This is a genomic window from Rathayibacter sp. VKM Ac-2803 (assembly GCF_009807175.1).
Classification (GTDB): domain Bacteria; phylum Actinomycetota; class Actinomycetes; order Actinomycetales; family Microbacteriaceae; genus Rathayibacter.
This window is the reverse complement of sequence record NZ_WUCD01000001.1, coordinates 3,336,094-3,357,481: the sequence shown is the minus strand read 5'-3', so window position 1 is coordinate 3,357,481 and position 21,388 is coordinate 3,336,094. Positions and strand designations below refer to the sequence as shown.

Sequence of the window (21,388 nt, the reverse complement as noted above, 5' to 3'; positions counted from 1 at the left end):
GACGGGCAGACCGACAGCGGTGATCCCACCGAAGACCGCGTTGCTCGCGAGCGCGCCGGTGACCGAGCGAGGCAGGCGCCGTCCAGCGCTCGACCGGCTCCTCAGACGACACCCGATTCGCTCAGAGCGGCGGAGAAGGCACGCCCGAGCTGAACGCCGCGTCCGCATCGGCGTGCCGTCCGGAGGAGGTGCTCGCCCCACGTGGCTGCCAACGGGGCCATCGCGTCGCTGATGTAGACCGTGTCGAACGACCGGTCGGCGAACCCTGCGCGGATCCCGATCGCGTTGACATCGACCGGTTCCTGCGTCGATCGTTCCAGGCAGTCCGCCCAGCTCAGAGTCCCGATCGGGAACCCGGGCCCGAGGGTGACGACCGATCGGGAGTGCGGCGCGCCCACCATCGACCCGACGAAGAGCATCGAGTCGCTCGTCCGTGAGGCGCGGACGAGGACGTCGAGATCGTCGCGACTGTTCGTCGCCGATGCCGACCAGCGCTCGATTCGCTCCCACTCGGGCTGTTCGAGCTGCGGCAGCGGACGGTTGCACACGAAGAACTCGATCTGCAGGTCGGTGCAGCGATCCGCCCATCGAGCGAGATTCGCGCGGTTCTGCTCGGCCTGCGCCGCTGCGTCCTCCGAGATGCTCGGCAGCTCCACCGCCCATGCGTCCTCGGACCAGCCGAGCTCCACTCCTCGGCGCTGCAGGCGGTACCCGAACTCGACGTCCTCGACCCCGTAGCTGGCGAAGCGCTCGTCGAACCCACCGGCTGCGTCGTAGTCGGAGCGGGCCACTCCGATGTTCCGACCCCAGAAGAACCTCCAGGGAAGCGCCAGGGGGACTCGGCGCTCGAAGACATCGAGCCACTTCTCCGATCGGTAGTCGCGGTGGAGCGGGTGATCGGACATCTGCTCGTGCCGCTCCTGCCAGCCCGAGCCCCTGACGATCTCCCGGAAGCGAACGGCGTCCGCACCCGACAGATCCCAGCCGAAGGTGGGGCCGGTCGTGGCACGTCGCCCGGCCTCGACTCGTCTCCCGTGCGACTCCACGAGGGACGGTCCCGCGAGCGTCCCGCAGTCGAGGAAGATCAGTGTCCGTCCGCGAGAGGCGCGTGCGCCCAGGTTCCTCGCTGCGCTGAGCCGGAAACCGGTGTCCTTCTGCCTCGTGTAGACGAGGTCGAGTCTCGACTCGAAACCTCGGACCACTGCCACGGTGTCACCTGCGGACCCGTCATCCGCGACGACGATCTCGAACCTCATCGATGTCGTCTGCTCGGTGAGGCTGGCGAGGGTCTGCTCGAGCTCGTCCTCCCGCTCGAACGTCGGGATGATCACGGAGACGTCCGGAGGCGCGTCGGTGACCGTCGATCGTGCGTCCGTCATCGATCTCGGCCGCTCCGATCGGGGACGAGGGGCGTTGCGCTGCCGACCATCTGCTCTCCTTCGAACGAGGGGGGGGATCCCCTGGGCGAGTCCCGAGGGATGCACGACGACGGGTCGTGATCGATCGCCGCGCGGGGATTCGCCCGCTCGCGAGACACGGACCCGCCGGCTCGGGAGTAGACGTTAGCGGCCACCGCACTCGCGCCCGGCCTGGGCTGCCCGGCGGCAGCGGTCCGACCCAGCTGCACAGGTGCTCGGCTTCGGCGGGGCGCTCCCGCCGGCCGCAGAACGGCGCGGACCGCCCGCAGCCCCCGCACCGATCAGGAGTCGAAGGCGCGATTCGCGCCAGGACGACACCGTGTCGTCCGGCGCCCTCTGGGCGATGCTGCATCTCGCGCCTGCGCCGGTCGGCCGCCTTCGTCGGCGTAGGTTCTCGCAGGAAAGCGCACCGGAGAACCTGGACATGAAGGAGTGTCGACCATGATCTACCTCGACTCGGCGGCCACGTCCTATCCGAAGAGCCCGAGCATCGCTGAGGCGATGGAGCGCTTCCTCGAGAGCGGCACGAGTCCCGGGAGGGCAGGGCATCGCCTCGCGTCGTGGGCCGAGGAGCAGGTCTGGGCGACCCGCACCTCTCTCGCGAACCTCGTCGGCTGTCGTCAGCCGGACCGAGTGACGTTCTCCTTGAACGCGACGATGTCCCTCAATTCCGTCGCGAACCATCTCGGGCTCATCGGCGGCAGGGTCCTCACCTCGGCGTTCGAGCACAACTCCGTGACTCGTCCCCTGGCTGCGCTGGAAGCGGCCGGGAGGATCACGCACGAGGTGATTCCCTCCTCATCTGACGGTCCGGTCGATCTCGACCTCTTCGAACGGGCGCTCCGGCGAGGAGACACGGCCGGCGTCCTCATGACCTGGGTATCGAACGTGTCGGGAGAGGTCCTCCCTGTGACCGAGATCTCTGCGCTGTGTCGGGAGTACGGGGTCTTCCTCGCGCTGGATGCGGCCCAGGCCTTCGGCCATCTGCCCATCGATGCTGCCGTCGCCGATGTCGTGGTCTTCGCCGGCCATAAGGGCCTAGGCGGCCCGCAGGGTGTCGGCGGCGCCGTCATCGGCGAGGGTGTCTCGTTGCCGCCCCTCGTGAGAGGCGGCTCGGGCGGGCGTTCCGAGAATCCCGAGCATCCGAGCTGGCTGCCCTGGTCGCAGGAAGCGGGGACCCTGAACGGTGTAGGGATCGCCGGTCTCGGTGCAGCGCTGGCTGAGCTCGACCAGGCCGAGATCGAACATCGGTCCGTCCACCACGGTGCGCTGCGGGAGTACTTCGCTCAGAAGCTGCGGGATTCGGAAGGAGTGCGACCGGTCGAAGTCGGACGGCGTTCGCCGACGGTGGGAGTCGTGTCCTTCACCATCGACGGGATGAAGCCCAGCAGTGCAGCGGCAGTCCTCGAGGAACGCTTCGACATCCTCGTTCGCTCAGGGTTGCACTGCGCCCCTCTTGCTCACCGGACGATCGGGTCGAGCGCCGGGGGAACGGTCCGGGTCGGTCTCGGCTCACGAACCACACGATCCGAGCTGGACGCGACGATCGCGGCGATCCGCGAGCTGAGTGCCAGCGTTGCAGGAAGGATGTCGTGACAGTGTCGGTGCTCGCAGACCCGGAGTGCGTCTTCTGCCGAAGCAATCCTCGAAAGGTGTGGGAGAGCCGGGGGCTCGCCGTCTGCTCCGATCCGGCTCCGCTGAGCCCCGGACATCTGCTCGTCTACACCACCGAGCACCACCCATCGGCTGCTGACATCGGGGTCGAATCGGCCGCGACACTCGATCTGCTCGTAGAGGCTCTGAGCACGAGGATCCGGAGCGCCTTCGGAGACGTCGTGCTCTTCGAGCACGGTCGGACGGGGCACTGCCTCCGCAGCCGACCCGGCGAGAGGATGTGCCACCACATGCACGTGCACCTCATTCCCGGTGCGCTCGATCTCCGGACGCTGGCCGCACTCGGGCAGTCGGTCGTCCTCTCGTCTTGGACGGACGTCATCGACCTCGGGTCCCAGACCGATGGATACGCCGTGGTGGGTGGCGGCTCCGCCCCTCTCGTCTTCTACCCGGTGAGTCATTCCCTTCCGCCTCACTATCTCCGGACGGTGATCGCCGAGGCGAGGTCGACTCCCGAACTCGCGGACTGGGAGACCGTTCTCTCGAACTCAGATGCGGCAGAAGCCGCCCCCCGATCCCATGAGATCGTCCTCGAACTCGTGGACGGTCTGACGATCGCGACGTCGTGCTGAGGCAGTCCAGACTGCTGCTCGTGTCCTGGGGCCGCGGCAACGGCCACATCACGAGGCTGCTGGCGATCGGGAGGGCCTTCCGGGATGCGGGCTGGCACTGCACTCTCCTCGGGCATGACGTGCTGCTCCACTCCCGGCTCGCAGCGGACGCCGGCCTCGATGCGGAGATCAGGTACCCCCCTGCCGCGGATGCGTCCGATCCGTGGACGAACTGGGCCGATCCGTCCTTCCTCTCCAGTGCGCTCGAGTTCGATCGGTCCGTCCTGGAGGAGGTGGGTCCCGATCGAGTCGTCAACGACAATCGACTGTCCATGCTCATCAGCTGCAGTGAGCTCCGGATCCCGATCGTCACGCTCTGTCAGGACAATCAACTGCCCGACTACCGATTCCCCGACACTCCTCTCGCCGACATCTGGACGACTCCGGCTCTCAGCGTGAACGACGAGCTGCGCCGGCGCGGACTTCCCCTCGTCGGCGAGGACGTGCGCGAGCTGTTCGGTCTCGGCCGTATCGCCGTCCCCAGCTCACCGGAGTGGGATCCCCTCCCGGAGCGGACCGACGGCCTCGATATCGTGTACACCGGAGCGCTCACGAGCGTCTGCTCCTCGTCGGGAGGCGACGACCTCCTCTTCTATCGGACGGTGGGGCGGATCGACGGGGACTTCGTCGCTGCTTTCGGCAACTGGCCGGGCACGATCTACATCGCCACCGGCGACCCAGCGCTGGTGTCGGAGATCGGCGACCCGCCGATCGGTGTCCGGGTGGCCTCGTTCTGGGATCTCGAGGGGCTGGGCCCCTCACTCCGCGCCGTCGTGCATCACGGCGGCCACGGGATCACGACGACCTGCCTGGCCTCGACCCTCCCCGCAGTCGTTCTCCCGGGACTCAACCCGGAGAGGCTCTCCAACGGTGAGCGGGCCCGGAGCCTCGGGTGGGGTGCAGTGCTGCACTCCCCGACGCGGAAGGGCTCGGAGTGGGGTCCCTCCGTCGACCGGACGGGGCAGAGGCCCTCCTGGGGCGACGTCCGCGAGGCCGTCGACGGCCTGCGCAGCGCTGGTACCGCCTCCGCGGACGGCGTGGCGAGTCCGGTCGATCTCGTCGCGGCGCTCTCGTGACTCGCGAGAAGCTCGTGCGGGACCGCATCCCGGAGGTCCTCGACAGGCTCGGAGTCACGGCGGGCTTCCGCCGTGTCCCGGCCGCGGAGCGCCTCCCGTGGTTGCTCGCGAAGCTCGAGGAGGAATGCGCCGAGGTGGTCGCCGGACCGTCTCAGGAGGAGATCGCCGATGTGCTCGAGGTGCTTCACGCGCTGGCCGCTCAGCTCGAGGTCCGGTGGGAAGCGGTCGAGGACGCACGGAGGAGGAAGGCGCTCGAGCGGGGCGCTTTCTCGGACGGAGTCGTGATGCGGGTCGACCGCTCGACGCGTCCGGGGCACGAGTCGGCCCTGTGAGGTCGCTCAGCGCCGTACCCTCGAACGCATGGGTTTCCTGTTCTCGCTGCTGACCGTCGTGCTGATGGTGCTGGCGCTGGTGGATGTCGTGCGTCAGCCGGACAACGTGGTCCGGAACCTGCCCAAGATCGTCTGGATCCTGCTGATCGTGTTCATCCCGCTGATCGGCGTGACGCTGTGGTTCGTGCTCGGCCACGACTGGAAGAAGGGCGACGGCGCCTCCTTCGTGCCCGGCGGGCGGACGACGCGGGTGCGGCGATCGAAGACGCCGCCGCCGACGATCGTGATGCGGCCGGCTCCGAAGAGCACCGAGGAGCAGCTCGCCGACCTCGAGCGCGAGGAGGCGCACTACGCGCGGCTCGCCGAGGAGCAGCGGCGCCGCCGGGAGGGCGAGCGTCCTCAGGACGCCTGACCAGAGGACGCCTGACCAGAGGACGCTTGACCCGAGGACGCCGACCCGCCGGCGGTCCGTCGCTCAGCCGGTCGTACCGAAGTTCGACGCGCTCCACTGCACCGAGGCGATCTTGGCCTGCCCGGCGATGCTGGGGTGGAAGTAGTCGACGGTGCCGATCAGGGCCTTCGTGACGGGAGTCGCGGTGAGCGCGCCTCCGTCGTAGTCGCAGAGCGTGCCGGCGCTGGCGCAGGCCTTCTGCAGCGCGCTGTTGTACTGCGTGGTGCGGGTCTTCGCGGCGGTGGCCGAGGCGGCGGCCGCGGCGGTGCTGAGGCGGCCGCCGGTGGCGCTCACTCCGCGGGTCGTGCGGCAGAGGTTGCCCGAGGCCCAGACCACGGATCCGATGCCGCCCTTGACGACGGCCCACTCCGCGGCGACGTTCGGCATCGACGAGAGCACGATCTTGGCGTTCGGCCAGGTGCTGCGGATCTTGGTGATCGCGGCGGTCGCACCGGTGCCGAAGGTGGCGGCGGGGGTCATCGTGTAGCCGTCGGCGGCGACGGGGTTGTCGGCGGCGCAGAGGTCGTTGCCTCCGATCAGGAGGGTGACGACGTCGGGGCGGACTCCTGCGGCGACGGCGGCGTCGATGCGGGCCGGCACCCCGGCGACCAGGCTGCCGGTCTGCGCGAAGTTGGCCGTGGTGACCGTGGTGCCGGGGTTCGCGGTGCGCAGGCGCGATGCGAAGGAGTTCACGGTCGCGTTGGTGCCGGTCGACCAGTTGTTGCGCGGGCAGTCGGCGAAGCGGCCGCAGGTGCCGTACGCCTGGGTGATGGAGTCGCCGAGGCTCAGCAGCGAGAGGGTCGGGGTCGCGGCGGACGCGGCACCGGTGGGGACCAGTGCCGCGGCGAGGGCGATGGCGGCGCCGGTCGCGAGGGCGCGCAGGCGGCGACTCCCGGAGCGGCGCGGTGAGGGGGACAGGGGGAGACGCATGGGGGAACCGCTCTCGGTCGGGGATCGGCGGTGAGGGCCGCCGCTGCCGACGCTAGGGGAGCCCGTTCCCGAGCGGACCTGCACGTGTGACCCCAGAACGGGGCCCCAGAAGTGGCCTCAGAACGGGGCCCCGTCAGATCCGGAGCAGCCGCACCCGGCTGAGCGCCCAGACCAGCGCGCCCGCGAGGAGGAAGACGACCGCGATCACGACGACGTACACCGCGACGGTGCCGTACCCGGTCGCGGGATCGAGGAACGGGTACGGCACCCAGCCGTCCGTCGCCCCGCGAACCAGCACCACGGCGAGCCAGACGATCGGGTACACGATCACGAGCCGGAGCCGGCGCCAGGGCAGCGGCGGGCGATCGGCGAACAGGATCCAGTCGAGCAGTCCGTAGATCGGGAAGAGCAGGTGCATGACCGTGTTCGCCCAGGGGAGTGCGACTCCGCCGGCGAGGCCCACGAGCAGCGTGTTGTAGACGAGGCCGACGACGACGATGTAGCTCGTGGCCGCACCGCGGGCGAGGGCGAGGCTCCGGCCGGTCAGGGCGGTCGTCAGCAGGATCACCGCCAGCAGGATGTTGCCCTGGATGGTGAAGAAGCCGAAGAAGTTGAACGGGAGCAACGGAGTGCGCGACGCCGTGTCGACGGCCGTTGCGGCGACGGCGGTGAGCACGGTCAGGGCGACGACGATCCGGAGGGCGGCGATGCCCCCGCGTGATCCCGTGGCGGGGGATGGCGTCATCGCTCGAGCGTAGCGGCGGGCTAGCCTGATCCGATGCTGACGATCGGTGTCGACCTCGCTGCCGAGCCGGTCCGGACGGCGCTGGCCGCCGTCGACTGGTCGGGCGGACGCGCGCGCATCGCCTCCCTCTCCCTCGGCGCGGGGGACGAGGAGATCGTGGCACTCTCGCGCACGGCGACGACGATCGGCATCGACTGCGCGTTCGGCTGGCCGCTGGAGTTCGCGGCGTTCGTCTCGGCCCACACCCGCCGCGAGGTCGCTCCCCGCACCCTCGCCGGGCGCGACTGGCGGCGCCGCCTCGCCTATCGGGAGACCGATCGGGCCGCGCGGGAGGTGACCGGTCGCTGGCCGCTCAGCGTCTCGACCGACCGGCTCGGGATGACCGCGATGCGGTGCGCCGAGCTGCTCGAGGCGTTCGCCGCCGCGGGCGAGGACGTCGACCGCTCGGGCGGTGGGCGGCTCGTCGAGGCCTATCCGGCGGCGGCGCTGCGCCACTGGCGCATCGACACGACCGGCTACAAGACGCGCCCGGAGGCGGTGGCGCTCGCCCTGGAGGCGCTCCGGCGCGCCGCTCCGTGGCTCGACGCCTCCGCCGGGACGCTCGCCCTGATGGCGCGCTCGAACGACGCCTTCGATGCGGTGATCGCTGCGCTCAACGCCCGAGCGCACGCGCTGGGCGACACGCTGCCCGTCCCCGGGCATCTGCGGGAGGCGGCCGAGGCCGAGGGCTGGATCGCGCTCCCGACCGGGCCGCTCGACGCGCTGGTCAGGAGCTGACGGGGAGGCGCCGCACCAGTCGGGAGGCGGCCGCCTCGGCAGCGCGCTCGGCGTCCTCGACGGTGCTGAACAGGTCGCCCGGGACGAGGCGCGGGTCGACGGCGAGGCAGGGGTCGATCTCGAGTCGGAACCGGGGCAGCTCTGCTCCGGGGACGACGACGATCCTGACCCCGTTCCGGCTCCACCGTGCGGGCTGGATGATGGGGATCTGTGGCATGTGGCGCTCTTTCGCGTGCATAGTGCACGGGGGGCTTCCGCCTCGACCGTGCTCGCTCACGCTATGTCGCGGGACCGGGCGGGCGAACGGGGTTGACCTCCCAGGTACGCGGGCGTACGAGTGGAGGCCCGCGCGTCAGTCGAGGTGATCGAGCGTGTCGCTGATGGTGCGCAGGCACTCGATGAGCACCGACATCTGCCGTGCATCGAGGTTCGCGAGCACCTCGCCCTCGGCGGCGACGAGGTGGCGCATCGCCTCGTCGACGCGCTTGGAGCCGCGCGGGGTGAGCGAGACGATCTTGCTCCGCGAGTCGGCCGCGTTCTGCTCGCGCACCACGAGGCCGCGGGCGCCCAGCCGGTCGACCCGGCTCGCGAGATTGCCGCTCGAGATGCCGAGGCGGAGGGAGAGGACCGACGGGGTCATCCCGCTCGCGCCGGCCTGCCGCAGGATCGAGAGCAGCTCGAACTCCCACGGCGCGAGGTCGCTGGCCGCGAAGGACTGGCGGCGGATCTCCTGCACGCGCGGGCTGAGGCGCCGCAGCCGCGAGACGACGTCGAGCGGCGCGAAGTCGAGATCGGGCAGGGCGTCGGCCCACGCGTCGATCACCAGATCGACATCGTCGTCTTCTCGCATGCCTTCGATTATCCCCGGCCGGCCGATGCCCCGGCGACCGCTGGTGGCGCCGGCACCGAGGGGACCCCGGACCGTCGAGGGAGCCCGCGCTCCCGGGCGGCCTCGACGCTCCGGGGTTCCCTCACCACCCCGTCGTCAGCACCTCGTCGAGCTGGTCGGCGAAGAAGTCGGCGCTCTCGCGCGAGAAGCACAGCGGCGGCTTGATCTTGAGCACGCACTGCCGGTCGGAGGTGGGCTGCACGATCACGCCGCGCTCGCGGAGGCGCTCGCAGATCGCGCGCGTCTCCTCCGTCGCCGGCTCGAGCGTCTCGCGGTCGCGCACCAGCTCGAGGCCGAGGTAGAGGCCGTGGCCGTGCACCGCGCCGATCAGCGGGTGCCGGCCGGCGAGCTCCTCGAGCCGCGCGCGCAGGTGCGCGCCCGCGACGAGAGCGTTCTGCTGCAGCTGCTCGCCCTCGATGACGTCGAGCACGGTGAGGCCGACCACTGAGCTGACCGGGCTGCCTCCCGCGGAGGAGAAGAAGTAGCCCTGCGAGCGGTAGTGCTCGGCGATCTCGCGGGTGGTGATCACGGCGCCGAGCGGATGCCCGTTCCCCATCGCCTTGGCGACGGCCACCACATCGGGGACCACGCCCTGCTGCTCGAACCCCCAGAACCACTCGCCGAGCCGCCCGTAGCCGACCTGCACCTCATCGGCGATGCAGAGCCCGCCGTGCTCGCGGACCGCCGGGTACACCGCCGCCAGGTAGCCGTCGGGCAGCGGGATGCCGCCCGCGTTGCCGTAGTAGGCCTCGGCGATCAGCGCCCCCGCGGGAGTGCCCGCCGCGGCCAGCGCGTGGATGCGCTCGACCGCCTCCGCCGCGTAGCGATGCGCGTCGGCACCGCGGTGGGCGCCCCGGTAGCTGTTGGGCGCGTCGAGGGTGTGCACCCACGGCGGCCGCGTCGCGAGCGCGTCGGGGTTGTCGGCGACGGAGGTGGAGACGGCGTCGGAGAGGCCGGACCAGCCGTGGTACGCCTCCCGGACCGCGAGGACGTCGTCGCGACCCGACCAGGCGCGGGCGAGGCGCAGGGCGAGGTCGGCCGCCTCCGTCCCGCTGTTGACCAGGAGGACGGAGTCGAGCCCCTCGGGCAGCAGCGCCGCGAGCCGCTCGCAGAACTCGCCGATCGCCGGGTACGAGAAGCGCGAGTTGGTGTTGAGCAGCCGCCACTGCCGCTCGACCCGCTCGGCGAGCAGCGGGTGCCCGTGCCCGATCGACGAGACGTTGTTGAGCACGTCGAGGTGCACGCGACCGGAGTCGTCGACCAGGTGCTCGCGCCAGCCGCGGAGCATCGTGGGCGGTGAGTCGAAGTAGTGCTCCTGCACGTCGGCGAGGTGCGCGACGCGGCGCTCGAGGACGGTGCGGTCGGGCTGCGGGGCGGGGACGGCGCGGCCCAGGAGGAGAGGCGTGGGGTCGATCAGGGCGTCGAGCCACGCGTCGGCCCACGCGGGTTCGGCGAACCACGGTGCATCGTCGAGCGAGCGGGGCAGGGCCTGAGCGCGGAGGATCCCGGAGGCGGTGCCGATCGTCTCTCCGGCCGCGACGGTGCCGACGGCCGTCGCGTCGACTCCCTCGAGCACCAGCCGGACGTCGGCGGTGAGCAGGGTGAGCGTGCCGGGACCGCCCGCCACGAGCTCGCCGTCGACCGGGGCGACGAGCGTCGACGGCTCCGCGAGGTGCAGCTCGACGCCCAGCGCCGTGGTCGCGGGCTCGTGCGCCGCGTGCGGGCGGGCGCGGGTCAGGCGGCGCTCGCCGTACCGGAGGAGGGCGGCTCCGGGCACCGCGCGGGCGAGCGCGCGCTCGCCGTCGTCGTCGAGCCAGCGCCCGTCGTCGAGAGCGGCGCTCTCGGGGGAGAGGTCGACGACGGTCGGATCGACGTCGAGCATGCGAGCGGAGCCGGCGAGGAGCGGCGCCGGAGCCTCGCGGCCGAGAGCCCGGCGGACGAGGGCCTGCAGCACCGGCAGCGGCGCGGCGGTCGCGCGCTCGAGGATCAGGTTCTCGTGCTCGAGGTTCTCGCGGGCGTAGTCGTTGCCCGGATCCTGCGCGAGGACGTCGTGCGCACTGACGACGAGCACCGCGGCACGGAGGATCACGAGCGGCCAGAGCGCGTCGACCTCGGCGCCCGAGAGCTCTCGCTCGGCGTCGTAGGCGGCCGCCGCGCGGAGCACCGTGGGCGCCGACGCGTCGGCGTGGTGCAGCAGCGACGACAGCGTGACCGCGAGCTCGCCGACCGCCCAGCCCGCGCCGAGATCACCGAAGTCGATCACTCCGTCGGGGAGGGGACCCGCCCCGACCACCACGTTGTCGTCGGTCAGATCGCCGTGGATCAGCTGCACCGGCAGCGCGTCGGCGAGCGGATCGACGACCGCGCGAGCGCCCGCCACCGCCTCGCGGATCACCCGCGCCACCCGCCGAGGCACCCGCGGGAGGAGCGCCTCGACGACGTCCGCGGCGTTCCGCAAGTCCCACTGCCCCGTGTCCTCCAGGTCCGTCAGCGGCTGGTCGGCGAGGGCGATGTCGATCCGCGCGGCGAGCGAGCCCATCGCGCGCACGACGGCGGGGGAGAGGTAGCCCGAGCCGGAGAGCGTGCGGCCGGGGACGAAGTCGAGGACCCGGGCGATCGCGGGCGTCCCGTCGAGCTCGATCGCACGGCGCGTGCGCCCCTTGCGGTCGGCGAGGACCCGCGGGATCCGGACGCCGTCGAGGCGCTCGGCCAGGTGCGCCATCGCCTCCGTCTGCGCCGCGACGACGCCGGCCGGCGTGGCCGGGTTCGCGACCTTCAGGAGGAAGTGCTCCTCGCCCGCCTCGACGAGCATGTTGCGGTCCTGGTTGCTGCCGAGATCGCTCAGGCGGCCCTTCAGCCCGTAGCGCTTGCGCAGGAACGCGGCGGCGACGTCGTGGTCGAGGGCGGGCGGGGGCGGCGGCGCGGAGAAGTCGGACGGCATGCGGAGTCCTGTCGTGCGGGGATCGGGTGGGTCCATGATCGCGCCTCGCTGTGCCGTCCGCACGTCGCGATCGATCCGTCGGAGAATCACCGTGCAGCCGACTCGGACGGGTCGTTCGTGACGGATCGATCGGGCCCGCCAGAGGCGCGGGAGCCGGCAGCGACCAGGGGCACCCGGCTAGGCCGGCGCGTACGCCGCCGGGTCGAAGCGGCCGAGCTCCTCGCGGAACGCGAACGCGAAGTCGGGCCACAGCAGCGTCAGCCGGCGGCTCTCGGCGTCGACGTACCAGCTCTCGCAGCCGCCGTTGGTCCAGACCGTGTCGGCGCTCAGAGCGTCGACCCGCGCGACGGAGGCGGCCTCGGCCTCGGCGGTCACCTCGAGCACGTCGATCCCGGCCGCATCGCGGTGGTCGAGGGCGGCGAGCACGTAGTCGACCTGCGTCTCGATCATGTGGATCGCGGAGTTGTGGCCGAGGCTCGCATTCGGCCCGTTGATCACGAAGAGGTTCGGGAAGCCGTGGACGGCGGTCGAGTCGTAGGCCGACATGCCCTCGGCCCAGCGGTCGGCGAGGAGCAGGCCGCCGCGGCCGCGGATCCGTCGAGCGAAGGGCGGCCGCGTCGAGTGGAAGCCGGTCGCGAAGACCAGCACGTCGACCTCGTGCGCGACGCCGTCGTCGCCGATCGCCGACGAGCCCTCGACGCGGCGGAGAGGGCTCAGGACCACCTGCACGTGCGGCTGCGTCAGCGCGGGGTAGTAGTCGTCCGAGAGCAGCACGCGCTTGCAGCCGATCTCGTAGTCGGGGGTGAGCGCGGCGCGGAGTCCGGGATCGGCGACCTGCGCGGCGAGGTGGCCGAGCGCCTCCGCCCGCAGCCGGTCGATCGCGGTGGGCACGCCGACGCGGCCGGCGAAGCCGAGCTCGGCCCGCCAGAACAGCTCTTCGCGGAGCCGCGAGAGCGCGCCGGGCACGCGGGCGAGCGTGCGGCGCTCCTCCAGGGGGTATTCGCGGTTGCGGCGCGGGACGACGTAGGGGGCCGAGCGCTGGAAGAGCACCACGGAGGCGGCACGCTCGGCCAGGTGCGGCACGATCTGCACCGCGGAGGCGCCCGAGCCGACGATGCCGACCCGTGCTCCGTCGAGGTCGACGTCGTGCCGCCAGCGAGCGGAGTGGAAGGCGGGGCCTGAGAAGGCGTCGAGACCGGGGACCGGAGGCAGTCGCGGCTCCGACAGCCGCCCGGCGCAGACGACGAGCACCGCCGCCCGGTAGCGGCCCCGCGACGTCTCCACGCGCCAGCGCTGCGCCGACTCGTCGAAGGCCATCTCGAGCACGTCGGTGCCGAGCCTCAGGTGCGGGGTGAGCCGCTCCCGCTCGACGACGCGCTCGAGGTAGGCCTGGATCTCGGCGCCGGGCGCGTAGAACGCCGACCAGTCCGGCTCCGGGGCGAACGAGTACGAGTAGAGGTGCGAGGGGATGTCGCACGAGACGTTCGGGTAGTCGTTGTCGCGCCAGGTCCCGCCGATGCGCTCGGCGCGCTCGAGCACCGCGAAGGAGGCGCCGCCCCGGCGCGCGAGGCGGGTCGCCGCACCGATCCCCGCGAAGCCGGCGCCGACGATCAGGACGTCGACGTCCATCAGACCGTCATCCGGGGGAGTACCGAGCCGGCGGGGTCGCCGTGCGGGTCGGCGAGGAAGTGCTCGAGCAGGGCGAGCAGCTCGGCGGGGCGCTCGGCGAGCACCGCGTGGCCCGAGTCGACCACGGCGTAGCGGGCGTCGTCGATCGCGCCGAGCAGCGCCTCCGCGCCCTCGATGCCGACGACGGAGTCGGCACTGCAGCCGACCACGAGCACGGGGAGGCGCAGGCGCCCGGCGGCGGCGCTCGCGTCGGCACGGGCCGCCGCGCCGAGCAGGTCGGAGTCGACGGCCAGCGGCGCCGGGCGGCCCGGGCCGAGCTCGGGGAGCGAGCGGACGCCGACGAGGCGCGCGAGGTCGGCGCGGGGCTCCGCGGGCAGCGCCTGCCAGAGCCGGGCGAGGGTCGCCAGGCGCTCGGTCGGCCGCAGCCAGCCGGCGACGAGCACCAGGGCGCGGATGCGCGCCTGGGCGTCGGCCGCCGTGATCGCGACCGCGGCGCCGAGGGAGTGGCCGACGACGATCGCGTCATCGGCGCCGAGACGATCGAGCGCGGCGCCGACCGCCTCTGCGGCCTCGGCCATCGGGTCGCGGAGGCCGGCGAGATCGAGCGCGGCGACCCTCCGCCGCCGCGCGAGCATCGGCAGCAGCAGCGCGGAGTCGGCCAGCACGCCCCGACCGGGCCCGGTGATCAGCAGCACGACCTCGCCGGAGGGCTCCCCGGCGGTCAGCAGACGCACGGGGCGCCCGCCGACCTCGATCGACTCGTCGCCGACGATCGCGGCCTGGCGCTCGAGGAACTCGGCGCGTCGCGTCATGACACCCGGCGGATCCGGGACTCGCGCACGGGGAGCAGCGGACGCGTCGCCGTGACCGGTCGCAGGGCGCGCTCGGCCGGGACGGTCCCGTAGTCGGTGGTCCGCTGACGCCACGGCCGGCCGATCTCGCGGGCGAGGCGGGCGACGGTGGCCGTGTCGAGGGAGCGGTGCGCCTCGGCGCCCAGCTCGGGGGTCGACCCGTCGAGCAGGAGCCCGCCGAGGTCGTCGGCCCCGCCGCGCAGCAGCACCTGCGACGCGTGCTGCCCGAGCTTGGTCCAGGCGGTCTGCACGTGCGCGATGCGGCCGTGCAGGAGGAGTCGCGCCACCGCGTGCACCGCCCGCGTCTCGCGCAGGGTCGGCCCGCCGCGGGTGAGGGCGACGACCGCGGCCGGCGCCTCGGCCGGCACGAACGGCATCGCGATGAACTCGGTGAAGCCGCCCGTCTCGTCCTGGATCGCGGCGAGGGTGCGCAGGTGCGCGACCTGCTGCTCGGGAGTCTCGACGTGGCCGTAGACCATCGTCGCGGTCGAGCGCAGGCCGGCGCGGTGGGCGGTGGTGACGGACTCGCGCCAGGCGGCGACGCTCGGGTCGGCGCCCTCGCTGAGGATCCGGCGCACGTCGTCGTCGAGGATCCGCGCGGCCGTGCCGGGGACGGAGTCGACGCCGGCCTCGCGCAGGGCCTCGAGCATCGCGGGCAGGCTGCGACCGGTCCGCGCGGCGGCGTCGAGGATCTCGGCGGGGCGGAACGCGTGCAGGTGGAGCGAGGGCTGCCGCGCCTTCAGCGTGCGGGCGATCACGAGCAGGTCGTCGCCCGAGTTCTCGGGCGGCAGTGCGCCCTGGAGGCAGAGCTCGGTCGCACCGAGCGAGACGGCCTCGTCGGCGAGGGCCTCCAGCCGCTCGATGCTCAGAGCCGAGCCCCAGAGCGAGGTGTCGACGTTCCGGTTGGCGACCACGCTGATCGCCTCCCCGACCGCCTCGCGGCGCACGTCGTCCGCGAGCGCCGTGAGCGCCTCCAGATCATCGCCGTCGGCGGCCAGCAGCGCCAGGTAGTCGGAGTCGTCGAGCCCGGCCGGGTCGGCGGCGGCGCGCGCGAGGACCGCCGCGAGCGTCGGAGCCGTCGGGCGTGCGGGAGCGTCGAGCGTCTCGTGATAGATCCGCGGCAGCACCGCGGCCGACTCGTCGGCGAGCCACGACTCACGATCGGCGAGCGCGAGCACGTAGGGCTCGACGCGCGGATCGATCCAGGTCTGCGCCTCGCGGAGGTACTGCGGGTGCGCGGTGAGGCGCTCGTGCAGCGTGTAGCCGGCGACCGCGGTCAGACGGGCGAGGTCGTCGATGTTCGGCCACGGGCGCTCGGGGTTCACGTGGTCGGCGGTCAGCGGGCTGACTCCGCCCCAGTCGTCGATCCCGGCGCGGAGGAGGAGCCCCAGCTCCTGCTCGTCGGTCAGGTTCGGCGGCGCCTGGATGGTCACGTCGGCACCGAGCACCAGGCGGGCGACCGCGACGTTGGCGACGTACTCCTGCAGCTCGAGGTCGACCTCGTTCTGCATCGCCGTGCGCGGCTTCGCGCGGAAGTTCTGCACGATGCACTCCTGCACGTGGCCCCAGCGCTCGTGCGACTCGCGGATCGCGAACAGTGCGTCCGCGCGCTCGGCGTCGTTCTCGCCGATGCCCAGTAGCACCCCGGTGGTGAAGGGGATGCGGCTGCGGCCGGCGTCCTCGAGCACCCGGAGGCGGAGGGCGGGATCCTTGTCGGGCGATCCGTAGTGCACGCCGCCCTTCTCCGACCACAGCCGCTCGGCGGTCGTCTCGAGCATCATGCCCATCGAGGGCGCGACCGGGCGGAGGCGCTGCAGCTCGGCCCACGACATCACGCCGGGGTTCAGGTGCGTGACCATCCCCGTCTCGGTCATCACCAGCACGGCCATGGCGCGCACGTACTCGAGAGTGGACGAGTAGCCGTGCTCGGCGAGCCAGGCGCGGGCGATCGGCCAGCGGTCCTCCGGGCGGTCGCCGAGGGTGAACAGCGCCTCCTTGCAGCCGAGGGCCGCTCCCGCGCGGGCGACCTCGAGGATCTCCTCCGGCTCCATGAACGTCGACTCGCGCTTGGCCGCGAGGCCACCGGGGGTCTCGACGAAGACGCAGTAGTGGCAGCGGTCGCGGCAGAGCTTGGTCAGCGGGACGAAGACCTTGCGCGAGTACGTGACCACTCCCGGTCGGCCGCGGCGGGCGAGGCCCTCGTCACGGAGGCGACCCGCGACCTCGAGGAGCGCGTCGAGATCGGCGCCGCGCGCGCCGATGAGGATCTCGGCGGTGGCGCGCGTGATCGGCTCGCCCTCGTCGAGGCGGGCGAGGACGGCGGGAGCGGTCATGCGGGTGCGGCTCTTCCGAAGAGGGTCGGCCGACGCGGAGTCGGCGGGCGAGGAGGTCGGGCGGGTCAGAGCGCGCGCAGCCGCGGGGCCAGGTCGCGCTCGAACGCGTCGAAGAAGCGCTGCTGGTCGTCTCCCGGCGCGTGGAACACCAGGTGCGTGAAGCCCGCGTCGACGTACGGCTTGATCTGCGCGACCGTCTCGTCGGGGTCGGAGCCGACGATCCAGCGCTTGGCGACCTGCTCGATCGGCAGCTCGTCGGCGGCCCGCTCCATGTCGACCGGGTCGGTCAGCGAGTGCTTCTGCTCGGGAGTGAGCGACAGCGGCGCCCAGAAGCGCGTGTTCTCGAGGGCGAGCGCGGGGTCGGTGTCGTACGAGAGCTTGATCTCGATCATCCGGTCGATCGCCGCGGAGCCGCGACCACCCGCGGCCAGCCCCTCCTCCACGGCGGGGAGCAGCTTCTCGGTGTAGAGCTCCATGCCCTTGCCCGAGGTGCAGATGAAGCCGTCGCCCGCACGCCCGGCGTACTTCGCGACGACGGGGCCGCCCGCGGCGATGTAGACCGGGACGCCGTCGGCGGGCTTGTCGTAGATCGACGCCTCGTGGGTCGAGTAGTACTCGCCGTCGAAGGTGACGCGGTCGCCGGCCCAGAGGGCGCGCATCAGGCGCACGGCCTCGCGGAGGCGCGCGAAGCGCTCCTTGAAGTCGGGCCAGGTCTGCTCGCCGGCGCCCTGGTAGCCGGTCGCGACCTCGTTGAGCGCCTCGCCCGTACCGACGCCGAGCATGATGCGGTCGGGGTAGAGCACGCCGAGGGTGCCGAACGCCTGCGCGATCACGGCCGGGTTGTAGCGGTAGTGCGGCGTCATCACGGAGGTGCCGAGGCGGATGGTCGAGGTCCGCTCGCCGGCCGCGGCGAGCCAGGCGAGCGAGAACGGCGCGTGCCCGCCGGTGTGCCGCCAGGGCTGGAAGTGGTCGGAGACGACGGCGCTCTCGAAGCCGTGGCGCTCGGCGGCGACCGCGAGCTCGACGAGCTCACGTGCCCCGAACTGCTCCGCTGATGCCTTGTACCCGAGCGTGATCGTCATCTGCAGCCTTCGTCAGAGGGGAGGGACCGCGCCCGGAAGCAGCGCGGTCCCTCCATTCTGCGCCTGCTCGGGCGCCGATCGGGACGGGTCAGGCGGACGGGCCGGAGATGTTGACCATCCATCCGACGCCGTATCGGTCGACGAGCATCCCGAAGCGATCCCCCCACGGGGAGTCGGAGAGCGGCATCGTGACGGAGCCGCCGTCGGCGAGGGCGTCGAAGTACCCGCCCGCCTCCTCGGCGTCCTCGCCGAAGATCGCGATCGTGATGCGGGCGCCCTCGACGTACTCCATCGACGAGGGGGTGTCCGATCCCATCAGGATGAGGCCGCTCGGCGTGGTCAGCTGCGAGTGCATGATCAGGTCCTGCTCGGCCGGATCGTCGCTCGCGTGGAAGTCGGCGAAGGTGCTCGACTGGAGCTCGCCTCCGAAGACCGACCGATAGAACTCCATCGCTTCGCGAGCGTTGTCGCGGAAGCCGATGTAGGGGCTGAGACTCGTGGACATGAGGTGCCTTCCTGTCGGGAACGCGCCCAGTATCTGCCCGCGGGGGCGGGTCTGCAACGGCAAGGGGACGGGCCGGCGGAGCCCCCGCCTCAGAGCTCCGCGCGCGTCGGCGGGTTCGCGCCCGAGCGCGACGTCGTGATCCCCGCCACACGGGCCGCCCAGTGCCCGATCGCCCGCAGCGCCGGCTCGTCGAGCAGCATCCCGTTCGGCGCTCCCAGCCCCTGCCGGAAGGCCTCGTCGAGGATCGCGCCCATCGCCGAGTCACCCGCTCCGATCGTGTCGGCCACGACGATCCGCGCCGCCGGCACCGTCGCCCGTGCGACAGCGGAGGCGAGCAGCAGCCCGTCACCGCCGCGCGTCACCACGGCGAGCTGCGCTCCGAGCGAGAGCAGCCGCGTGAGCACCTCGTCGAGCTGCATCGTCGGGTAGAGCCACTCGGCGTCCTCGTCGCTCAGCTTCACGATCTCGCAGGCGGCGGCCACGCGCTCGAAGCGCGCGAGGGCGTCGTTGTGCTCGCCGACGAGCGCGGGGCGGATGTTCGCGTCGACGCTCGCGGTGACACCGGCGGGCAGCGCCTCGAGCAGCTCCAGCACCGCGGAGCCGCCGGGCTCGAGGTAGATCGCGATGGAGCCGGTGTGCACGTGGGCGGCTCCGGCCGGGTCCGCGGCGGGCGGGTTCCACGACAGGTCGAAGACGTACTCGGCGGAGCCGTCGCTCTGGAGCACCGCGCGCGCCGTCGACGTGCGCTCGGAGTCACCGCGCAGCACCTCGACACCCGATGCGCCGAGGTGCTCGGCGATGCGGCGGCCGCGCGCGTCGTCGGCGATGTCGGTGACGAGGGTCGCCGTGCGTCCGAGCCGGGCGAGCGTGAGCGCGACGTTGGCGGGAGAGCCGCCGACGTGCTCGCTGCTCGCGCCGTCGCGCTCGACGACGTCGATCAGCGCTTCGCCGACGACCAGGACTCGGGGCGCCGCGCTGTCGCGGTCGTTCTCGGAGGACATCCCGCCATCATGCCGCGTCGCTCGTTCTCAGGGCGAGCGGTCGGGCGCAACCGAGGGCGGGACGCGCGACTCCGGCGATCCGAAGCGCGTCGGCCGTCCTCACCCTCGGTCCTGCACGCCCGCCAGCACCTCGTCGACCGTCGTCAGCGTGATCAGCGGCGCGTACAGCGCCATCGCGTCGAGCGCGCGCCGGTGATCGGTCTCGGAGGCGCCCGCGCAGGCGTCCGCGACCACCCGCACGTGCACCCCCGCGTCCGCCGCGGCGAGCGCCGTCGACAGCACGCAGCAGTCGGTCGAGACGCCGGTGAGCACCAGCTCGCGCGGTCCGCCGTCGAGCAGTGCCTCGAGCTCGGGGCCCCACTTGCCGAACGTCGTCGCGGTCAGGGTCCGGTGCCCCTCGAATCCGGGGACCAGCTCGTAGAGGCGGTCGCTCCCGGGGACGAGGGCGAAGGGCCAGTCGCGGTAGTAGGGGATCCACGCCCCGGCCGGCTCGGCCGGTGCCACGAAGCGGGTCGTCACGACGCGCTCGCCGAAGACCGGGAGCAGGCGCCGCGTGCCGTCGGCGGCCCGGGCGAACTCGCCCGACGCCCACGGCGACTCCGGGTCGGCGAACACGTGCTGCAGGTCGATCGCGACCAGCAGCGTCATGCGCGCGACTCCTGGCGGCGCACGGCCGAGCGCGAGAGAGCGAGCGTGCCGACGAAGCCGATCACGAGCGCCACGAGCACACCGAGGTTCGCCCCCGCCCAGGCACCGTCTCGGCCGCCGATCGGGCCGAGGAGGTAGCCCTCCCACTCGAAGCCGGGGGAGTAGTTGACGACGAGCCCCCAGCCCACGACGGCGCCGATGACGACGAGCAGCACCGGCGCGATCGAGACGCTGCCGTAGCGGCCGCGGGAGTCGTAGAGCGCCTCCTGGTCGTAGTCGCGACGGCGGAGGATCAGGTCGGCCAGGAACACGCCGAGCCAGCCCGCGATCGGCACGCCGAGCGTGATCAGGAAGCCCTGGAAGGGGCCGAGGAAGTCGCCCGCGATGAACACCACGTAGATCGCGCCGAGGACCATCAGCACGCCGTCGATGCCGGCGGCGACCGGACGGGAGACCTTGAGCCCCGTGCTCAGCAGCGCGAGACCCGAGGAGTAGATGTCCATCACCGCTCCGCCGATCAGGCCCAGGAGCGCCACGACGATGAAGGGGAGCAGGAACCAGGTCGGCAGGATGCTCGCGAGCGCCCCGATCGGGTCGGCGGCGATGGCGTCGGAGAGCTCGGTCGACGAGGCCGCGAGCAGGAGGCCCACGATCACGAGCACGACCGGTGCGACGGCGCCTCCGATCGTGGTCCAGCCGATGACCCCGGCGGTGCCCGCCGTGCGGGGGAGGTAGCGGGAGTAGTCGGCCGCGGCGTTGACCCAGCCGAGTCCGAAGCCGGTCATCATGAACACGAGCCCGCCGATCACGGCCGCCGTCGACCCGGCGGGCAGGCTCGCCACGGCGCCGAGGTCGATGCGGTCGAGCACCAGCACGACGTAGACCACGGTGAGCACCGCGGTGGCGATGGTGATGGCCAGCTGGAGGCGCATGATCAGCCGGAACCCGGCGATCCCCGCGATCACGATCAGCGCGGCGACGACGATCAGCGCGACGACCTTGGTCAGCACGCCGCCGTCCCAGCCGAACTCCTCGAACACCGTGGCCGTCGCGAGCACCGCGAGGGAGGCGAGCACCGTCTCCCAGCCCACCGTGAGCAGCCACGAGACCACGGCGATCAGGCGGTTGCCGTCGACGCCGAACGCCGCCCGGCTGAGCACCATCGTCGGCGCCGATCCGCGCTTGCCCGCCACCGCGACGAAGCCGCAGAAGAGGAACGAGACGACGATGCCGATCACGCCGACCGCGGTCGCCTGCCAGAACGACAGCCCGAAGCCCAGCAGGAACGAGCCGTAGCTCAGCCCGAGGACCGAGACGTTCGCCGCGAACCACGGCCAGAACAGGTCGCGGGGCCGGCCGTGCCGCTCCGACTCCTGGATGGTGTCGAGGCCGTTGAGCTCGATGCCGCCGGCGGGGCGGGTGGTCGGCTGGGGAGAGGTCATCGCGTCCCTCGTTCTCGCGCGGAGTGGCCGCCGGAGCGCCGACGGTGAGACGA

The 21,388-nt window shown here is 72.4% G+C and carries 20 protein-coding genes; 6 read left to right on the top strand and 14 right to left on the bottom strand.

Annotation, left to right across the window (positions count from 1 at the left end):
* Window positions 1-101: 101 nt before the first annotated feature.
* On the bottom strand, window positions 102-1,379 hold the full coding sequence (locus GRS96_RS15665; RefSeq protein ID WP_159988922.1) for a glycosyltransferase: 1,278 nt from the start codon (window positions 1,377-1,379) through the stop codon (window positions 102-104).
* A gap of 480 nt (window positions 1,380-1,859) precedes the next feature.
* On the opposite strand from GRS96_RS15665, the gene GRS96_RS15660 reads away from it, so the two are divergent.
* Genes GRS96_RS15660 through GRS96_RS15640 form a run of 5 tightly spaced genes read left to right on the top strand, consistent with a single transcriptional unit; the run spans window position 1,860 to window position 5,523 of the window.
* Entirely contained in the window at window positions 1,860-3,014 is a 1,155-nt protein-coding gene (locus GRS96_RS15660) for an aminotransferase class V-fold PLP-dependent enzyme (RefSeq protein ID WP_159988921.1), read from the top strand.
* The gene (locus GRS96_RS15655) at window positions 3,011-3,664 is read left to right on the top strand and encodes an HIT family protein (RefSeq protein WP_159988920.1); all 654 of its coding nucleotides are present in this window, start codon (window positions 3,011-3,013) and stop codon (window positions 3,662-3,664) included. The genes GRS96_RS15660 and GRS96_RS15655 overlap by 4 nt, the downstream gene beginning before the upstream one ends.
* 20 nt (window positions 3,665-3,684) lie before the next feature.
* Entirely contained in the window at window positions 3,685-4,779 is a 1,095-nt protein-coding gene (locus GRS96_RS15650) for a glycosyltransferase (RefSeq protein WP_159859559.1), read from the top strand.
* Complete coding sequence (locus GRS96_RS15645; RefSeq protein WP_159859556.1) at window positions 4,776-5,111, top strand: nucleoside triphosphate pyrophosphohydrolase; 336 nt, start codon at window positions 4,776-4,778, stop codon at window positions 5,109-5,111. Before GRS96_RS15650 ends, GRS96_RS15645 begins: the two co-directional genes overlap by 4 nt.
* Window positions 5,112-5,139: 28 nt before the next feature.
* Window positions 5,140-5,523 (top strand): PLD nuclease N-terminal domain-containing protein, encoded by a 384-nt coding sequence (locus tag GRS96_RS15640; protein ID WP_159859553.1) that lies wholly within the window; start codon window positions 5,140-5,142, stop codon window positions 5,521-5,523.
* Window positions 5,524-5,586: 63 nt separating this feature from the next.
* Here the strand turns inward: GRS96_RS15640 and GRS96_RS15635 are convergent, their stop codons facing one another.
* Both GRS96_RS15635 and GRS96_RS15630 read right to left on the bottom strand, forming a co-directional pair.
* Window positions 5,587-6,492 (bottom strand): SGNH/GDSL hydrolase family protein, encoded by a 906-nt coding sequence (locus tag GRS96_RS15635; RefSeq protein ID WP_159988919.1) that lies wholly within the window; start codon window positions 6,490-6,492, stop codon window positions 5,587-5,589.
* A 133-nt stretch (window positions 6,493-6,625) separates the two neighbouring features.
* Window positions 6,626-7,237 (bottom strand): Pr6Pr family membrane protein, encoded by a 612-nt coding sequence (locus GRS96_RS15630; RefSeq protein ID WP_159988918.1) that lies wholly within the window; start codon window positions 7,235-7,237, stop codon window positions 6,626-6,628.
* A 33-nt stretch (window positions 7,238-7,270) separates the two neighbouring features.
* Here GRS96_RS15630 and GRS96_RS15625 point away from each other — a divergent pair, with 33 nt between their 5' ends.
* Window positions 7,271-8,014, top strand: a complete 744-nt coding sequence (locus GRS96_RS15625; protein WP_159859544.1) for a DUF429 domain-containing protein — start codon at window positions 7,271-7,273, stop codon at window positions 8,012-8,014.
* Here GRS96_RS15625 and GRS96_RS15620 read toward each other — a convergent pair.
* The 11 genes from GRS96_RS15620 to GRS96_RS15570 form a co-directional block, all read right to left on the bottom strand.
* Window positions 8,004-8,231 (bottom strand): hypothetical protein, encoded by a 228-nt coding sequence (locus GRS96_RS15620; RefSeq protein WP_159988917.1) that lies wholly within the window; start codon window positions 8,229-8,231, stop codon window positions 8,004-8,006. The two genes, GRS96_RS15625 and GRS96_RS15620, sit on opposite strands and share 11 nt — an antisense overlap.
* 135 nt (window positions 8,232-8,366) lie before the next feature.
* The gene (locus tag GRS96_RS15615; RefSeq protein ID WP_159859538.1) at window positions 8,367-8,864 is read right to left on the bottom strand and encodes a MarR family winged helix-turn-helix transcriptional regulator; all 498 of its coding nucleotides are present in this window, start codon (window positions 8,862-8,864) and stop codon (window positions 8,367-8,369) included.
* A gap of 121 nt (window positions 8,865-8,985) precedes the next feature.
* Window positions 8,986-11,844 (bottom strand): aminotransferase, encoded by a 2,859-nt coding sequence (locus tag GRS96_RS15610; protein ID WP_159988916.1) that lies wholly within the window; start codon window positions 11,842-11,844, stop codon window positions 8,986-8,988.
* A gap of 177 nt (window positions 11,845-12,021) precedes the next feature.
* Window positions 12,022-13,473: a flavin-containing monooxygenase gene (locus GRS96_RS15605; protein WP_159988915.1), complete on the bottom strand. Its 1,452-nt coding sequence runs from the start codon at window positions 13,471-13,473 to the stop codon at window positions 12,022-12,024.
* Window positions 13,473-14,285, bottom strand: a complete 813-nt coding sequence (locus GRS96_RS15600; RefSeq protein WP_159988914.1) for an alpha/beta fold hydrolase — start codon at window positions 14,283-14,285, stop codon at window positions 13,473-13,475. Before GRS96_RS15600 ends, GRS96_RS15605 begins: the two co-directional genes overlap by 1 nt.
* Window positions 14,282-16,657, bottom strand: a complete 2,376-nt coding sequence (gene cofG / locus GRS96_RS15595) for a 7,8-didemethyl-8-hydroxy-5-deazariboflavin synthase CofG (protein WP_159988913.1) — start codon at window positions 16,655-16,657, stop codon at window positions 14,282-14,284. The genes GRS96_RS15600 and cofG overlap by 4 nt, the downstream gene beginning before the upstream one ends.
* 65 nt (window positions 16,658-16,722) lie before the next feature.
* Window positions 16,723-17,739 carry a glucose-6-phosphate dehydrogenase (coenzyme-F420) gene (fgd, locus tag GRS96_RS15590; protein ID WP_204162101.1) on the bottom strand — a complete coding sequence of 339 codons (1,017 nt, stop codon included), beginning with the start codon at window positions 17,737-17,739 and terminating at the stop codon, window positions 16,723-16,725.
* 88 nt (window positions 17,740-17,827) lie between these two features.
* The gene (locus GRS96_RS15585) at window positions 17,828-18,244 is read right to left on the bottom strand and encodes a VOC family protein (protein WP_159856909.1); all 417 of its coding nucleotides are present in this window, start codon (window positions 18,242-18,244) and stop codon (window positions 17,828-17,830) included.
* 89 nt (window positions 18,245-18,333) lie between these two features.
* A complete protein-coding gene (locus GRS96_RS15580) occupies window positions 18,334-19,245 on the bottom strand; it encodes a carbohydrate kinase family protein (RefSeq protein ID WP_159856907.1) in 912 nt (303 codons plus the stop codon).
* A 99-nt stretch (window positions 19,246-19,344) separates the two neighbouring features.
* A complete protein-coding gene (locus GRS96_RS15575; protein ID WP_159988912.1) occupies window positions 19,345-19,893 on the bottom strand; it encodes a cysteine hydrolase family protein in 549 nt (182 codons plus the stop codon).
* On the bottom strand, window positions 19,890-21,335 hold the full coding sequence (locus GRS96_RS15570; RefSeq protein ID WP_159856903.1) for a purine-cytosine permease family protein: 1,446 nt from the start codon (window positions 21,333-21,335) through the stop codon (window positions 19,890-19,892). Before GRS96_RS15570 ends, GRS96_RS15575 begins: the two co-directional genes overlap by 4 nt.
* Between the last annotated feature and the right edge of the window lie 53 nt (window positions 21,336-21,388).

Bases quoted from the DNA above. Each gene is read 5' to 3' on its own strand.
- GRS96_RS15665 (WP_159988922.1), bottom strand. From the start codon at position 1,379: ATGACGGACGCACGATCGACGGTCACCGACGCGCCTCCGGACGTCTCC.
- GRS96_RS15660 (WP_159988921.1), top strand. From the start codon at position 1,860: ATGATCTACCTCGACTCGGCGGCCACGTCCTATCCGAAGAGCCCGAGC.
- GRS96_RS15640 (WP_159859553.1), top strand. From the start codon at position 5,140: ATGGGTTTCCTGTTCTCGCTGCTGACCGTCGTGCTGATGGTGCTGGCG.
- GRS96_RS15635 (WP_159988919.1), bottom strand. From the start codon at position 6,492: ATGCGTCTCCCCCTGTCCCCCTCACCGCGCCGCTCCGGGAGTCGCCGC.
- GRS96_RS15630 (WP_159988918.1), bottom strand. From the start codon at position 7,237: ATGACGCCATCCCCCGCCACGGGATCACGCGGGGGCATCGCCGCCCTC.
- GRS96_RS15625 (WP_159859544.1), top strand. From the start codon at position 7,271: ATGCTGACGATCGGTGTCGACCTCGCTGCCGAGCCGGTCCGGACGGCG.
- GRS96_RS15620 (WP_159988917.1), bottom strand. From the start codon at position 8,231: ATGCCACAGATCCCCATCATCCAGCCCGCACGGTGGAGCCGGAACGGG.
- GRS96_RS15615 (WP_159859538.1), bottom strand. From the start codon at position 8,864: ATGCGAGAAGACGACGATGTCGATCTGGTGATCGACGCGTGGGCCGAC.
- GRS96_RS15610 (WP_159988916.1), bottom strand. From the start codon at position 11,844: ATGCCGTCCGACTTCTCCGCGCCGCCGCCCCCGCCCGCCCTCGACCAC.
- GRS96_RS15605 (WP_159988915.1), bottom strand. From the start codon at position 13,473: ATGGACGTCGACGTCCTGATCGTCGGCGCCGGCTTCGCGGGGATCGGT.
- GRS96_RS15600 (WP_159988914.1), bottom strand. From the start codon at position 14,285: ATGACGCGACGCGCCGAGTTCCTCGAGCGCCAGGCCGCGATCGTCGGC.
- cofG (WP_159988913.1), bottom strand. From the start codon at position 16,657: ATGACCGCTCCCGCCGTCCTCGCCCGCCTCGACGAGGGCGAGCCGATC.
- fgd (WP_204162101.1), bottom strand. From the start codon at position 17,739: ATGACGATCACGCTCGGGTACAAGGCATCAGCGGAGCAGTTCGGGGCA.
- GRS96_RS15585 (WP_159856909.1), bottom strand. From the start codon at position 18,244: ATGTCCACGAGTCTCAGCCCCTACATCGGCTTCCGCGACAACGCTCGC.
- GRS96_RS15580 (WP_159856907.1), bottom strand. From the start codon at position 19,245: ATGTCCTCCGAGAACGACCGCGACAGCGCGGCGCCCCGAGTCCTGGTC.
- GRS96_RS15575 (WP_159988912.1), bottom strand. From the start codon at position 19,893: ATGACGCTGCTGGTCGCGATCGACCTGCAGCACGTGTTCGCCGACCCG.
- GRS96_RS15570 (WP_159856903.1), bottom strand. From the start codon at position 21,335: ATGACCTCTCCCCAGCCGACCACCCGCCCCGCCGGCGGCATCGAGCTC.